The sequence below is a fragment of the Streptomyces beihaiensis genome, from assembly GCF_026274175.1.
Lineage (GTDB): Bacteria > Actinomycetota > Actinomycetes > Streptomycetales > Streptomycetaceae > Streptomyces > Streptomyces beihaiensis.
In genome coordinates this window covers 1-12,745 of the sequence record NZ_JAPHNL010000087.1, presented here as the reverse complement: position 1 = coordinate 12,745, position 12,745 = coordinate 1, and the positions used below count along the sequence as shown (strand labels likewise).

The 12,745-nt window shown below is 71.3% G+C and carries 12 protein-coding genes, 1 tRNA gene, 1 pseudogene and 1 riboswitch; of the genes and pseudogenes, 5 read left to right on the top strand and 9 right to left on the bottom strand.

Features of this window, described 5'->3' with window-relative positions; genetic code table 11:
• Positions 1-622: 622 nt before the first annotated feature.
• Both OFY01_RS10200 and OFY01_RS10195 read right to left on the bottom strand, forming a co-directional pair.
• Positions 623-1,723: a GlxA family transcriptional regulator gene (locus OFY01_RS10200; RefSeq protein ID WP_266598481.1), complete on the bottom strand. Its 1,101-nt coding sequence runs from the start codon at positions 1,721-1,723 to the stop codon at positions 623-625.
• Positions 1,724-1,725: 2 nt separating this feature from the next.
• A complete protein-coding gene (locus OFY01_RS10195) occupies positions 1,726-2,937 on the bottom strand; it encodes a DUF445 domain-containing protein (RefSeq protein WP_266598485.1) in 1,212 nt (403 codons plus the stop codon).
• 392 nt (positions 2,938-3,329) lie between these two features.
• Here OFY01_RS10195 and OFY01_RS10190 point away from each other — a divergent pair, with 392 nt between their 5' ends.
• On the top strand, positions 3,330-4,694 hold the full coding sequence (locus OFY01_RS10190; RefSeq protein WP_266598479.1) for an SGNH/GDSL hydrolase family protein: 1,365 nt from the start codon (positions 3,330-3,332) through the stop codon (positions 4,692-4,694).
• A 48-nt stretch (positions 4,695-4,742) separates the two neighbouring features.
• On the opposite strand, the gene OFY01_RS10185 is transcribed toward OFY01_RS10190, so the two are convergent.
• Positions 4,743-5,498, bottom strand: a complete 756-nt coding sequence (locus OFY01_RS10185; RefSeq protein ID WP_266598477.1) for a DUF1707 SHOCT-like domain-containing protein — start codon at positions 5,496-5,498, stop codon at positions 4,743-4,745.
• A gap of 171 nt (positions 5,499-5,669) precedes the next feature.
• Between OFY01_RS10185 and OFY01_RS10180 the strand changes: the two genes are divergently transcribed.
• A complete protein-coding gene (locus OFY01_RS10180) occupies positions 5,670-8,054 on the top strand; it encodes a transglycosylase domain-containing protein (RefSeq protein WP_266598475.1) in 2,385 nt (794 codons plus the stop codon).
• Here OFY01_RS10180 and OFY01_RS10175 read toward each other — a convergent pair.
• The 3 genes from OFY01_RS10175 to OFY01_RS10165 form a co-directional block, all read right to left on the bottom strand.
• Complete coding sequence (locus tag OFY01_RS10175; RefSeq protein ID WP_266598473.1) at positions 8,011-8,331, bottom strand: DMT family transporter; 321 nt, start codon at positions 8,329-8,331, stop codon at positions 8,011-8,013. The two genes, OFY01_RS10180 and OFY01_RS10175, sit on opposite strands and share 44 nt — an antisense overlap.
• A 75-nt stretch (positions 8,332-8,406) precedes the next feature.
• Positions 8,407-8,486: riboswitch (guanidine-III (ykkC-III) riboswitch) on the bottom strand.
• Positions 8,487-8,554: 68 nt separating this feature from the next.
• Positions 8,555-8,857 carry a GroES family chaperonin gene (locus tag OFY01_RS10170; RefSeq protein ID WP_266598483.1) on the bottom strand — a complete coding sequence of 101 codons (303 nt, stop codon included), beginning with the start codon at positions 8,855-8,857 and terminating at the stop codon, positions 8,555-8,557.
• A gap of 104 nt (positions 8,858-8,961) precedes the next feature.
• Positions 8,962-9,291 (bottom strand): DUF3618 domain-containing protein, encoded by a 330-nt coding sequence (locus tag OFY01_RS10165; RefSeq protein WP_266598471.1) that lies wholly within the window; start codon positions 9,289-9,291, stop codon positions 8,962-8,964.
• A 106-nt stretch (positions 9,292-9,397) separates the two neighbouring features.
• Here OFY01_RS10165 and bcp point away from each other — a divergent pair, with 106 nt between their 5' ends.
• Both bcp and OFY01_RS10155 read left to right on the top strand, forming a co-directional pair.
• Positions 9,398-9,865, top strand: a complete 468-nt coding sequence (gene bcp / locus OFY01_RS10160; RefSeq protein ID WP_266598469.1) for a thioredoxin-dependent thiol peroxidase — start codon at positions 9,398-9,400, stop codon at positions 9,863-9,865.
• A 563-nt stretch (positions 9,866-10,428) separates the two neighbouring features.
• Positions 10,429-10,507, top strand: a tRNA-Leu gene (locus OFY01_RS10155).
• A 49-nt stretch (positions 10,508-10,556) separates the two neighbouring features.
• Here OFY01_RS10155 and rdgB read toward each other — a convergent pair.
• From rdgB to OFY01_RS10140, 3 genes are all read right to left on the bottom strand, one after another.
• Positions 10,557-11,162: an RdgB/HAM1 family non-canonical purine NTP pyrophosphatase gene (gene rdgB / locus OFY01_RS10150; RefSeq protein ID WP_266598467.1), complete on the bottom strand. Its 606-nt coding sequence runs from the start codon at positions 11,160-11,162 to the stop codon at positions 10,557-10,559.
• 71 nt (positions 11,163-11,233) lie between these two features.
• Complete coding sequence (gene rph / locus OFY01_RS10145) at positions 11,234-11,968, bottom strand: ribonuclease PH (protein ID WP_266598465.1); 735 nt, start codon at positions 11,966-11,968, stop codon at positions 11,234-11,236.
• A 166-nt stretch (positions 11,969-12,134) separates the two neighbouring features.
• Positions 12,135-12,368 carry a PTS glucose/sucrose transporter subunit IIB gene (locus OFY01_RS10140; protein ID WP_266598463.1) on the bottom strand — a complete coding sequence of 78 codons (234 nt, stop codon included), beginning with the start codon at positions 12,366-12,368 and terminating at the stop codon, positions 12,135-12,137.
• Positions 12,369-12,558: 190 nt separating this feature from the next.
• On the opposite strand from OFY01_RS10140, the pseudogene OFY01_RS10135 reads away from it, so the two are divergent.
• Positions 12,559-12,745: pseudogene (locus OFY01_RS10135) on the top strand (PTS transporter subunit EIIC); the annotation flags it as partial.

The window sequence follows — 12,745 nt, the reverse complement described above, 5'->3', positions numbered from 1 at the left end:
ACGCGTTAGTCTCGATGGCGTGGACCCGAAGACCCGTAACCGGATCATGGCCGTTGTGCTGGTGCTGATGTTCGCCGGGTGTCGCTGGCGCCGGGTGTCGCTGGGTGTCGTGCTCCTCGCCTCGCCGCGGGCGTCGGCGCAGCCGCACCGGTCGGGCCCGAGCATGAAGGACGGCTTCGCCTTCCGGCAGGACGGATACGGGTACTTTCTGACCGGGACCGGCGGGCGGACCGACGTCCACTCCTTCTGGCACACGCGTCCCGGTGACCGCCGGCGCATCACCCTCAGCCGCATGGACAAGGAACCGGAACCCGTCGACCCGGCCTTCGACGGCCGCGACCGCGCCTGGCCGGTCACCGCCGAGGGCGCTCTGGGGCACGTGGACGACGTGCGTTCCCGCACCAGCACGCGCGGCTCGCCCACACGCCCGACAGCTCCGGCGAGCACGCGGAAGGCACCGCGCCGGGACGCTGCCGGGGCGAGGACACCCTCTTCGTCTCCGGTTCCCTCGGCTCCAGCGAACGGTTCGTCGCCCGCGCCGTGCCCGATGGGGACGAGGTCTGACACGACCCCGTACCGCATTCAACGGCCGTGGTTCCGTCACCGACCTCGCGTCCTGCTCCTACCCGTCGCTCACCTCGTGCCCGTCGCTCACCTCGTACTGACTCCGGCGCCCGCCGGTGCGTTCCGTGGCCGCGCCCGCACCCGGGCGGCCGCGGAACGCCGCCCGGTACGCGCCCGGCGCCACTCCCAGCGCCTCCTGGAAGCGCTGGCGCAGGGACGACGCCGTGCCAAGGCCGGACTCCGCGGCCACCCGGTCGACCGTGTGGTCCGTGTTTTCCAGCAACTCACGGGCACGGTCGACCCGTTGGCGGGTGAGCCAGGTCATCGGGGTCAGGCCCGTCTCCTCGCGGAAGCGGCGGCTGTAGGTGCGGACGGACATCGCGTCGTGCGCCGCCAGGGCGGCCAGCGTCAGCGGTTCGGCCAAGTGGCGCAACGCCCACTGCCTCGAACCCGACGTCGACGCCAGGCCCGCCTGTTCCACCGGGCGGCGGATGTACTGCGCCTGGCCGCCCTCCCGGTGCGGCGGCACGACCGTGCGGCGGGCCACGTCGGCCGCCACCGCCGCGCCGTGGTCCTCGCGGATCATGTGCAGGCACAGGTCGATCCCGGCCGCCTCGCCCGCCGACGTCAGGACCGCGCCCTCGTCCACGTACAGGACGTCCTCGTCGACCGTCGCGGCGGGGAACCCGCGGGCGAGGAGACGCGAGGACAGCCAGTGCGTCGTCGCCCTGCGGCCGTCGAGCAGGCCCGCCGACGCCAGGACGAACGCGCCCGTGCAGATCGACGCCACCCGCGCACCACGGTCCGGCAGGGCGCGCAATGCCTCCGCCAGCGGCCCCGGCAGGCCGCCGCCGTCCGGGGTCAAGGACTCGTCCGACTCGTGCGAGGCGGGGACCAGTACCGTGTCCGCCTGCTCCAGCATCGCCAGACCGTGTTCCGCGTGGACCGGGAAATCGGCGTCCGTGCGGACGCGGCCGGGGCGCGGAGCGCACGTGCGGACCTCGTAGAGGCGCTCGCCCGTCGACGGGTGGCGGGCCGCGCCGAACAGCTGGTGGACCAGGCCCAGTTCCATGGGCAGGACGCCGTCGCGCACCAGGACCGCCACCACCGTGGGCGCGGACGCCGTCCCCGTCCCTCCCGCCGTTCCCGCAGGCGCCATTCCTACGCCCCCAGCGCCCGCGACACCGTATAGATCAGAAGGCCCGCCAACGAGCCGACCACCGTGCCGTTGATGCGGATGAACTGCAGGTCGCGGCCGATGTGGGCCTCGATCTTGCGGGACGTGTGTTCCGCGTCCCAGCTCGCCACGGTGTCGGTGATCAGGGAGGTGATCTCGGCTCTGTACGTCGTCACCACGTACACCGCCGCGCCCTCGACCCAGCCGTCGACCTTCAGCCGTACCGCCCGGTCCTGCGTCATCCGGCGGCCCAGCGAGAGCAGCGAGGACCGTACGCGCAGGCGTAGCTCGCTGCGCTCGTCCTCGGCCGCCGCCACGATCATCGAGCGGACCGCCGCCCAGGTCGAGGCGATGAGGTCCTGCACCTCGGAGCGGCCGAGCACCTCCGACTTGAGGCGCTCCACGCGCGCCCGCGTCTCGGAGTCCTTCTGCAGGTCGCCCGCGAAGTCGCGCAGGAAGCGGTCGACGGCGCCGCGGGCCGGGTGCTGCGGCATGTCCCGCATCTCCGTGACGAAGCGGAGGAGTTCCTTGTAGACGCGTTCGCCGACCCGCTTGTCCACGAAGCGCGGGGTCCAGCCGGGCGCACCGCCCTGCACCGCGTCCATGACGGAGTCGGAGTGCAGGACCAGCCAGTCGTGGGCACGGGCGCAGACCAGGTCGACGACGCGCTTGTGGCCGCCGTCGGCCACGACCTTCTCCAGCATCTTGCCGATGCCGGGCGCGATCTCGGCGGCGTCGGCGCGGCGCGTGACGGCCTCGCCGACCACCGCCTGCACGTCGGAGTCGCGCAGCACCGTGAGGGCGCCGCGCAGCGCCGTGGCCAGCTCGGCCGTGACGCGGTCGGCGTGCTCCGGGTGGGCCAGCCAGGCGCCGAGGCGCGCGGCGATGCCGACGGAGCGCAGGCGGTCGCGTACGACGTCGCCGGAGAGGAAGTTCTCGCCGACGAACTCGCCCAGCGAGACGCCCAGCTGGTCCTTCTTGGTGGGGATGATCGCGGTGTGCGGGATGGGCAGGCCCAGCGGGCGGCGGAAGAGGGCGGTGACCGCGAACCAGTCGGCGAGCGCGCCGACCATGCCGGCCTCGGCGGCCGCCGCGACATAACCGGCCCAGGAGCCGGCTCCGGAGTGCTCCGCCCAGGTCGTCAGGGCGTACACAAGCGCGACCAGGGCGAGCATCGCGGTGGCGGTGAGCTTCATGCGGCGCACGCCGCGCTGTTTCTCCTCGTCCGCCGCGGTGAACTCGGTGGTGAAGCGGCGCGCCGGGCGGCCCGAGGGGCCCTGGGAGACAGAGGAGGTGCCGGGTGGGACCGGGGTCGCGTGGGCATGCTCCTCGACGTCCCGGTCACCCCTTTTCGTGGTCACGCTTCGCCCCTCTTCCTCTCGGTGGTCCTCGTCCCTGCTCGCCCTGTCACCATGGGCCGCCCCCTCACACATTGTCCCTTCTTGACCGACTCCCGGAACGTGCGACAAGTTCCCGGCGTCCGACAGGGTGGAAGGGGCCGCTGTGGGCCTCGTGCCGCCCTGTGACGCATCATGGGATCATCGCACCGGAGCCCCGGGCTCCCTCTGTCCGAGGAGACGCACACCGCATGACCAGGCATGACGACGGGGGGCGTGAGGGTGTCTCGCCCGTACGCCAGCGAGCCCTGCTCGCCGCGCTGGTCGCCGTCGCCGTCGTGATCTCGGGCGCCATCTACGTCGGCTTCCGCGGACGCCTCGGCGGCGACGGCGGCAGCGTGCAGGCGGGCGGCGCCCGGTCCCGGGGCCCCGCCGCCCCCGCCTCCACCGGCACCTGGGCGGGCACCTGGGCCGCGTCCCCGGCGGGCGCCGAGCCGGGCACGGAGGTCGACGGGCTGTTCGGCCGCTCCGTGCGCAACGTCGTCCACACCAGCATCGGCGGCTCCGGCGCCCGCGTCACCCTCTCCAACCTGTACGGGCAACAGCCCCTCACCCTCACACACGCCTCGCTCGCCGTCGCCTCGGCACAGGGCAGCCCGACCGCACTGGCCGGGACGGTGCGGCGGCTCACGTTCTCCGGGAACACGTCGGTGATCATCCCGGCGGGGGGCCAGGTGGTCAGCGACCCGACGCGACTGCGGGTACCCGCCGACGCGGACATGCTCATCACCACGTACTCGCCGACCCCGTCGGGACCGGTCACCTACCACCCGCGGGCCCGGCAGATCTCGTACGTGGCACAGGGTGACCGCACCGAGGACGAGAGCGGCGCGCACTACACCCGGCAGAGCCCGTACTGGCGTTACGTGACCGCGCTCGACGTGCTCAGCGACAAGGCGCAGGGCACCGTCGTCGTCCTCGGCGACTCGATCACCGACGGCATCACCTCCACCATGGGCGCCGACCACCGGTGGCCCGACATCCTGTCCGACCGGCTGCGCGCGGCCGCGGCCGACAGCACCGCCCCGCACTACGGCGTCGTCAACGAGGGCATCAGCGGCAACCGCGTCCTGCTCGGCGGGTACGGCCGCCCGGCCAACAACCCCAGCGGCCTCGACCGCTTCCAGCGGGACGTGCTCGAACGGTCCGGCGTGCGGACCGTCGTCATCGACCTCGGCATCAACGACATCATGCGGCGCCCGCGCCAGGGCGACCCCGCCAAGATCGTCGAAGGTCTGCGCGAGCTGGTGCGGCAGGCGCACCACCACGGACTGCGGGTCGTCGGCGCGACGCTCATGCCGTTCCAGGGCCACCGCGGATACACGCCGCGCCTGGAAGCCGTCCGCGACAAGGTCAACCGGCGGATCCGCGCGGGCAAGGTCTTCGACACGTACGTCGACTTCGACAAGGCGCTGCGCGACCCCTACGACCCGCACAGGCTGCGGCCCCGCTTCGACTCCGGCGACCACCTGCACCCGAGCGACGCCGGGTACCGGGCGATGGCCGACACCCTCGACCCGTCGTCGCTGCGCGCGGCGTCGGGAGCGCAGCTGTAGCGCCCCGAGCGGCTGCGGGCCCCTCAAGTACTCGCGGCGGCGGGCCCCTCAGTACCTGCGGCGGCGCCGCTCCTCACGGCGCTCACGGCGCGCCTCGTGGCGCTCACGGCGGTCCGCCTCCAGCTCTCGGCGCCGCTCGTCCTTGAGGCGGCGCCGCTCGTCCTTGGGCGGTTTGCGGGTGACGCCCACGCCGCCCATCAGGGCGTACCCCTTGATCACCACGCGCGGCGACCCCGGAGTGCCGGGGCCGCCGGCCCGGTCGTCGACGCCGCCCATGAGGCCGAAACCGTGGACGGTCACATCGAGCTCGGGCGGCACCTTCACCTCGACCCCGCCCATGAGCGTGTAGCAGCGGATCTCCACCTCGCGCGAGGCGAAACGCGCCTCGCGCAGGTCGATCTCGCCGCCGCCGCACAGCGCGTACACGGTGAACCGCTCCCCCACCGTCCACCGGCCCTTGCGGCTGAACCCGCCGCAGCACGCGAACGCCCCGGTGGACGTGGCCTCCCCGCCGATCCGCGCCGCCCAGTCGACGGCGCCGGCGCCGCCCTCCGCCGCGGCTGGGGCCTTGTCGAAACTCACCGGCGCCGACACGCCCGCCGCCGGCAGATCCCGGGTCAGCGGCGCCAACTCCCCGTACGTACGCGCCTTGTACGCCGCTTCGAGCCGCTCGTCGAACTCCTCCATGTCGAGCCGCCCCTCGGCGACCGCCTCGCGCAGCCGCTCGGCGACCCGCTCACGGTCGGCGTCGGAAGCACGCAACTCGGGCGCGTGGCCGTCGGCAGAGCGGGAATCGTCCGTCATGGGACGCAAGCCTACGGGCGCACGGCCCGCCACGAGGCGCCCTGCCACGCATATCCGGGGCGATGTAGGAGTCTTATGCCGCATACAAGGCATACGTGACGCGTACGTGGCGTGTTGTGAGGAGTTGTCACGGGACGTGACGTACGACGCGAACCGGGAGTTCCACAGGACATGAGCAGCGACGAGCCGGAACAGACACCGGAGCCGGAGCCGACGCCGGAGCAGCCGTCAGCGTCACCACAGCGGCAGACCGGGAAGAACAAGAAGAAGAGGCCGAGGCGGACCGGGTGGCGGCGCCTGATCCCCACCTGGCGGATGGTGGTCGGCGGGCTCATCGGCTTCGTCCTGCTCTGCATCGGCCTGTTCGCACTCGGCTACTTCCTCGTGCACATCCCCGCCGCGAACCAGGCCGCCACCGAGCAGTCCAACGTCTACCTGTACGCGGACGGCAGCCAGATCGCCCGCGACGGCACCACCAACCGCGAGAACGTCTCCCTCGCCCAGGTCCCCAAGTCCGTGCAGCGCACCGTGCTCGCCGCCGAGGACCGCGACTTCTACTCCGAGTCGGCCATCGACCCGAAGGCCATGCTCCGCGCGGCCTGGAACACCGCGACCGGCAAGGGCACACAGTCCGGCTCGACGATCACCCAGCAGTACGTGAAGAACTACTACCTCGGCCAGGAACAGACCATCACCCGCAAGGTGAAGGAGTTCTTCATCGCCATCAAGCTGGACCGGGAGAAGTCCAAGGACGACATCCTCGAGGGCTACCTCAACACCAGCTACTTCGGCCGCAACGCCTACGGCATCCAGGCCGCCGCCCAGGCGTACTACGGCGTCGACGTCGAGAAACTGACGACCGCCCAGGGCGCTTACCTGGCGGCGCTCCTCAACGCCCCGAGCGCGTACGACGTGGTCACCCACCCGGAGAACAGGCAACGCGCCGTCGCCCGCTGGAACTACGTCATGGACGGCATGGTCAAGGAGCACTGGCTCAGCGCCGACGAGCGCGCGAGCACCGAGTTCCCCACGCCGCTCAAGGCCAGGGGCCCGTCGGGGCTCTCCGGACAGCGCGGCTACATCCGCGACGCCGTCCGCGACTACCTCACCGAGCACAAGATCCTCGACGAGGACACCCTCGCCGCGGGCGGCTACCGCATCACCACCACGCTCCAGAAGCCGAAACAGGACGCGTTCGTCAAAGCCGTCGACGACCAGCTCATGTCCAAGCTCGACCAGAAGAACAGGAAGGTGGACCGCTCCGTGCGCGCGGGCGGCGTCGCCATCGACCCGGCGACCGGCAAGGTCCTCGCCATGTACGGCGGCATCGGCTACACCAAGCAGTACGTCAACAACGCCACCCGCCGCGACTACCAGGTCGGCTCCACCTTCAAGCCGTTCGTCTTCGCCGGCGCCGTCCAGAACGGCTCGACGACGCAGGACGGCCGCGTCATCACCCCCAACACCCTCTACGACGGCACCGACAAACGCCCCGTACAAGGCTGGAACGGCGGCACCTACGCGCCCGAGAACGAGGACAACCGCTCCTACGGCCCCATCACCGTACGCACCGCCACCGACAAGTCGGTCAACGCCGTCTACGCGCAGATGGCCGTCGACGTCGGCCCGGGCAAGGTCGAGCGGACCGCGATCGACCTCGGGCTGCCGAAGGACACCCCCGACCTGCACCCCTACCCGTCCATCGCGCTGGGCCCCGCCACCGCCAGCGTCCTCGACATGACCGAGGCGTACGCGACCCTCGCCAACCACGGCAGACACGGCACGTACACGCTCGTCGCCTCCGTCACCAAGAACGGCACCAAGATCGACCTGCCGCGACAGGAGACCCACGAGGCCGTCACCCGCGAGGCCGCCGACACCACCACGTCGATGCTCCGGTCGGTCGTCGACAGCAGCAACGGCACCGGCACCGCCGCCCAGGCCGCCGACCGCCCCGCCGCGGGCAAGACCGGCACCGCGGAGAAGGACACGGCCGCCTGGTTCGCGGGCTACACCCCCGACCTGGCCACCGTCGTCGCGGTGATGGGCCAGGACCCGGACACCGCCGCGCACGTACCGCTGTACCACGCGGCGGGGCTGCCGCGCGTCAACGGCGGCGGCTTCCCCGCGCAGATCTGGGCACAGTTCACGAAGAAGGCACTGGCCGGGACCGAGGCCACCGACTTCGACCTGGAGCTCCAGGACGGCGCGGAGGAGCCGGTCACCCCGACGGAACAGCCCTCGTCACCCGGCACGACCCCGAGCACCTCACCGTCGGCCTCCGGCGAGCCGACCGCACCCACGAGCCCGCCCGCCGCCGACACCGGCGGCCTCGACGGCGGCACGACCGGGGACACGGCCGGGGGCCAGGTGACCGGCGGCACCACCGGAGCCACGACGGACGGCGGCACCACCGGGGCCACCACGGGCACCACCGGCACCACGGCGGGCACGGGAGGCACCGCGGGCGACACGGGCGGCACCGGCTCCGACACCGGCGGCGCGGGCCCACTCAGTGCCCTGACGTCGCCTTCAAGCCCACGATCGCCACGATGAGCAGGCAGATGAAGAAGATCCGCGCGGCCGTCATCGGCTCACCGAGCAGCAGCATCCCCACGACGGCCGCGCCCGCCGCCCCGATGCCCACCCACACCCCGTACGCGGTGCCGATGGGCAGGGTGCGGGCGGCGTAGGACAGCAGCATCATGCTGGCGACGATCCCGGCACCGGTGAAAAGACTCGGCCACAGCCGCGTGAAACCGTCCGTGTACTTCATGCCGATCGACCAGCCGACCTCGAGAAGTCCGGCGATCACGATCAGAACCCAGGCCACGACGAGCACCTCCGTGCGTTGATCAACTGCGTCAACTGCGTCAACTGCGTCAACTGCGTTGACTGCTTCAACAGGGGTGCGTCGTCTTTGCGAATGTCCTGTCTCCAGCGACAGCCCGGTACGGCGCGTCTCGTCGGGTGCGTCCCACGCTAGCAAAGGGAACGCAAAAGGGGCTGGTGACAACGGTCACCAGCCCCTTGAAACGGCGCCAAGGCCGCCGAGGCTACAGATAGAGCCCGGTCGAGTCCTCCGACCCCTCGAACCGGTCGGCGGCCACGGCATGCAGGTCACGCTCGCGCATCAGCACATAACCGACGCCGCGCACCTCCACCTCCGCCCGGTCCTCCGGATCGAACAGCACCCGGTCACCCGGCTCCACCGCCCGCACGTTCTGCCCGACCGCCACGACCTCGGCCCAGGCCAGCCGCTTGCCGACCGCCGCCGTCGCGGGAATCAGAATGCCGCCGCCACTGCGCCGCTCGCCCTCCGAGGTGTCCTGCCGCACCAGTACGCGGTCGTGCAGCATGCGGATGGGCAGCTTGTCGTGGCCGCCGTCGTGGGTCTCGTGGTGGGTCTTCTCGCTCACGCCGTCGAACTTACCTGCCTCCCGTGCCGCCGCGCGCCGCCGGGTCAGTGCTTGCGGCGCCGCGACGACACCGCGAACAGCCCGACCACGCCGACCACGACGAGCGCCACCGGCACGATCCGCTCAAGGCGCGGCGCGCCCTCCTCGGAGACGAGCTGCGCCTTCACCTCCGAGACGACCCGGTTGGCGCTCACGTACGCCCGTCCGACGGTGTGGTCGACCTGCGCGACGACCTTGGCCTTCGCGTCCCCGACGATCGTCGCGGGGTGCACCCGCACCCCGATCTCGTCGAGGGTCTCGGCCAGCGTCTCGCGGCGGCGCTTGATGTCCGCCTCGATCTGCGCCGGGGTCCTGGTGTCCGACGTTTCCGCCACCGCGGCCTCCGAAGTGTGCTGATGTCTGCGTCCGTCTCCGTGTCCCCCACAGTCTGTCAGCTCCGGCCGCCACCGCATCGCCAGGACCCCCGGTTACGCTGACCAGATGAGCGAGCGACTCCAGACCGGGGACGTGGCCCCCGCCTTCACCCTCCCGGACGCCGACGGCAACGAGGTGTCCCTCTCCAGCCACAAGGGCCGCAAGGTCATCGTCTACTTCTACCCCGCCGCCCTCACCCCCGGCTGCACCAAGCAGGCATGCGACTTCACGGACAACCTGGAGCTGCTGACCGGCGCGGGCTACGACGTCATCGGCGTCTCCCCGGACAAGCCGGAGAAACTGGCGAAGTTCCGCGACAAGGAGAACCTGAAGGTCACGCTGGTCGCCGACCCGGACAAGACGGTGGCCGAGGCGTACGGCGCGTACGGCGAGAAGAAGAACTACGGCAAGACGTACATGGGCATCATCCGGTCCACGTTCGTGGTGGACGAGAACGGCAAGATCGACCAGGCCCTGTACAACGTCCGCGCGACCGGCCACGTGGCCCGCGTCATCAAGGACCTCGGCCTCTGACCAACGCGTACCGGCCTCCCCCGGATCGGACCGTTCCGCTATTCGTGCGTAACGGTCCGATTCTCGTTTCGTCAGCCCGTACGAGACCACGAACGGCCGACCGAAGGGGGAGCGCACATGACGGGGCGGCGATACACGCGGGAGCTGCTGGAGGAGGCGGCCCGGAATACGCGGACGTGGGATGAGGCGGTGCGGTGTTGCGGGGGTGAGCCGACGGCGGGGAGTCGGATCTACCTGCGTAAACGGATGGCCGATGAACAGATCGACACGTCGGACTTTCCTCAGTACTGGTCACGGCACACGGAGGAAATGCCGCGCGCGGTAGTCGCGGAGTCCAGCAGCAGTGCTCGATGTGCGAGACCGGCACGGAGTGGAACAATGCGCCGAGTGCGGCCAGGACGAACGGTGGCAAGGGAAGCGGCTGGTACTGGAGATCGATGACATCAGCGGGGGCCGGCTGGACAATCACCAGGACAACCCTCCGGTATCTGTGCCCCTCCTGCCACAGCCAGACCCGAACCTTCTCGAAGCACAATCGTCTCAACCAGTAGAGTGGGCCGGACGGGTCCGTACCCCAGCTGGCCGAGAGGGCGCCGGTTTAGGTCCGGTGTGTCGTGGGTTCGAGTCCCACCGGGCCCACCACCCAGAAGGGCGCTCCCCGCAGGAGCGCCCTTCGTCGTCACCGGCGGCCTCAGTCCAACAACTCCCGCACCACCGGCACCAGAGCCCGGAACGCCTCGCCCCGGTGGGAGATCGCGTTCTTCTCGGCCGGGGTCAGTTCCGCGCAGGTGCGGGTCTCGCCGAGCGGCTGGAGGACCGGGTCGTAGCCGAAGCCGTTCGAGCCGGTCGGTTCGTGGCGGAGCACTCCGCGCAGTCGGCCCTCCACGACTCGCTCCCGGCCGTCCGGGAGGGCGAGGGCCGCGGCGCAGGTGAAGTGGGCCGTGCGGTGGCGGTCGTCGTCGATGTCGGCGAGCTGGGCCAGGAGGAGGTCGAGGTTGGCCTTGTCGTCGCCGTGCCTGCCCGCCCAGCGGGCGGAGAAGATGCCGGGGGCGCCGCCCAGGACGTCGACGCAGAGGCCCGAGTCGTCGGCGACCGCCGGGAGGCCCGTGGCCCGCGCCAGGGTGTGGGCCTTGAGCAGGGCGTTCTCGGCGAAGGTGACGCCCGTTTCGCGGACGTCCGGGACGTCGGGGTAGGCGTCGGCGCCGACCAGTTCGTGGGTGAGTCCGGCGTCCGCGAGGATCGCGCGGAGTTCGGAGATCTTGCCGGTGTTGCGGGTGGCGAGGATGAGGCGGGTCATGGGGCCAGTATCGCGGGCCCCACCGCCCGACGGCTTCGCCACCCGCGCGGCCTCGCGTGGCCGGGCTCCGGTCAGGCGAGCGGCGCGTCGAGCGCCTTGCGCTGGGCCTCGGTGAGTTCGGCGCAGCCGAGGACGGCCAGGTCGAGGAGGGAGTTGAGCTCGTCGCGGGCGAAGGGCTCGGCCTCGGCGGTGCCCTGGACCTCGACGAAGCGGCCGTCGCCGGTGCAGACGACGTTCATGTCGGTGTCGGCGCGTACGTCCTCCTCGTAGCAGAGGTCGAGCATCGGGACGCCGCCGATGATGCCGACGGATACCGCGCTGACGGTCCCGGTGAGGGGCTGGCGGCCCGCCTTGATCAGCTTCTTGCCCCGGGCCCAGGTGACGGCGTCGGCCAGCGCCACGTACGCGCCGGTGATGGCGGCGGTGCGGGTGCCGCCGTCGGCCTGGAGGACGTCGCAGTCGAGGACGATGGTGTTCTCGCCGAGGGCCTTGTAGTCGATGACGGCGCGAAGGGAACGGCCGATGAGTCGGCTGATCTCGTGGGTGCGGCCGCCGATCTTGCCGCGCACGGACTCGCGGTCGCCGCGGGTGTTGGTGGCGCGAGGCAGCATCGCGTACTCGCCGGTGACCCAGCCTTCGCCGCTGCCCTTGCGCCAGCGGGGGACGCCTTCGGTGAAGGAGGCGGTGCACAGCACCTTGGTGTCGCCGAAGGAGACGAGGACGGAGCCTTCGGCGTGCTTGCTCCAGCCGCGTTCGATGGTGACGGGGCGGAGCTGTTCGGGGGTGCGGCCGTCGATGCGAGACATAGGGGTGAGCGTATCGGGTGTGGCGGGTCCTTATTCCGGCCGCTCCCGCCACCCCTGCCGCACCCGCCACACCCGCCGCACCCGCCGCACCCGCACGATGGCGCGGGCCCCGTCCCTGCCGGTCGGTCGGCTGGGACGGGGCCCGCGGGTTCAGGCGGGGCGGGCGTTACATCATGTCCTCGATGTCGGCGGCGATCGGGTCGGCGTCGGTACCGATGACGACCTGGATCGCGGTGCCCATCTTGACGACGCCGTGGGCGCCGGCGGCCTTGAGGGCGGCCTCGTCGACGAGGGCGGGGTCGTTGACCTCGGTGCGCAGGCGGGTGATGCAGCCCTCGATCTCGTCGATGTTGTCGATCCCGCCGAGCCCGGCAACGATCTTCTCAGCCTTGGTGGCCATTTCGTTCTCCCTGTTTCTCCCGGGCCCGCCTTTGGGCCGCTTTGTCACGGTAACCCACGGTTGGCCCATCTTCGCGGGCGTTCGTCCTGCCCGTGACGAAGGATGTCGATCACGTGGACCAGCTGTCACGCAACTGGTCTACACCAGTATCCGACGACCGCCAAACACGGCTTGTTCCGGGAGGGACCCCATGAGCGCCAACGCTGCTTCCGCAGCGCCAGGGCCCAGCCTCTGGAGCAGATTTTTCCAGGGACTGCAGAAGATGGGACGCAGCCTCCAGCTCCCCATCGCCGTCCTCCCCGCCGCGGGTATCGTCAACCGGCTCGGCCAGCCCGACGTCTTCGGAGACAACGGGCTCGGCTGGACGAACGTCGCCA

Bases quoted from the DNA above. Each gene is read 5' to 3' on its own strand.
- OFY01_RS10200 (WP_266598481.1), bottom strand. From the start codon at position 1,723: ATGGCGCCTGCGGGAACGGCGGGAGGGACGGGGACGGCGTCCGCGCCC.
- OFY01_RS10195 (WP_266598485.1), bottom strand. From the start codon at position 2,937: ATGAAGCTCACCGCCACCGCGATGCTCGCCCTGGTCGCGCTTGTGTAC.
- OFY01_RS10190 (WP_266598479.1), top strand. From the start codon at position 3,330: ATGACCAGGCATGACGACGGGGGGCGTGAGGGTGTCTCGCCCGTACGC.
- OFY01_RS10185 (WP_266598477.1), bottom strand. From the start codon at position 5,498: ATGACGGACGATTCCCGCTCTGCCGACGGCCACGCGCCCGAGTTGCGT.
- OFY01_RS10180 (WP_266598475.1), top strand. From the start codon at position 5,670: ATGAGCAGCGACGAGCCGGAACAGACACCGGAGCCGGAGCCGACGCCG.
- OFY01_RS10170 (WP_266598483.1), bottom strand. From the start codon at position 8,857: ATGCTGCACGACCGCGTACTGGTGCGGCAGGACACCTCGGAGGGCGAG.
- bcp (WP_266598469.1), top strand. From the start codon at position 9,398: ATGAGCGAGCGACTCCAGACCGGGGACGTGGCCCCCGCCTTCACCCTC.
- rdgB (WP_266598467.1), bottom strand. From the start codon at position 11,162: ATGACCCGCCTCATCCTCGCCACCCGCAACACCGGCAAGATCTCCGAA.
- rph (WP_266598465.1), bottom strand. From the start codon at position 11,968: ATGTCTCGCATCGACGGCCGCACCCCCGAACAGCTCCGCCCCGTCACC.
- OFY01_RS10140 (WP_266598463.1), bottom strand. From the start codon at position 12,368: ATGGCCACCAAGGCTGAGAAGATCGTTGCCGGGCTCGGCGGGATCGAC.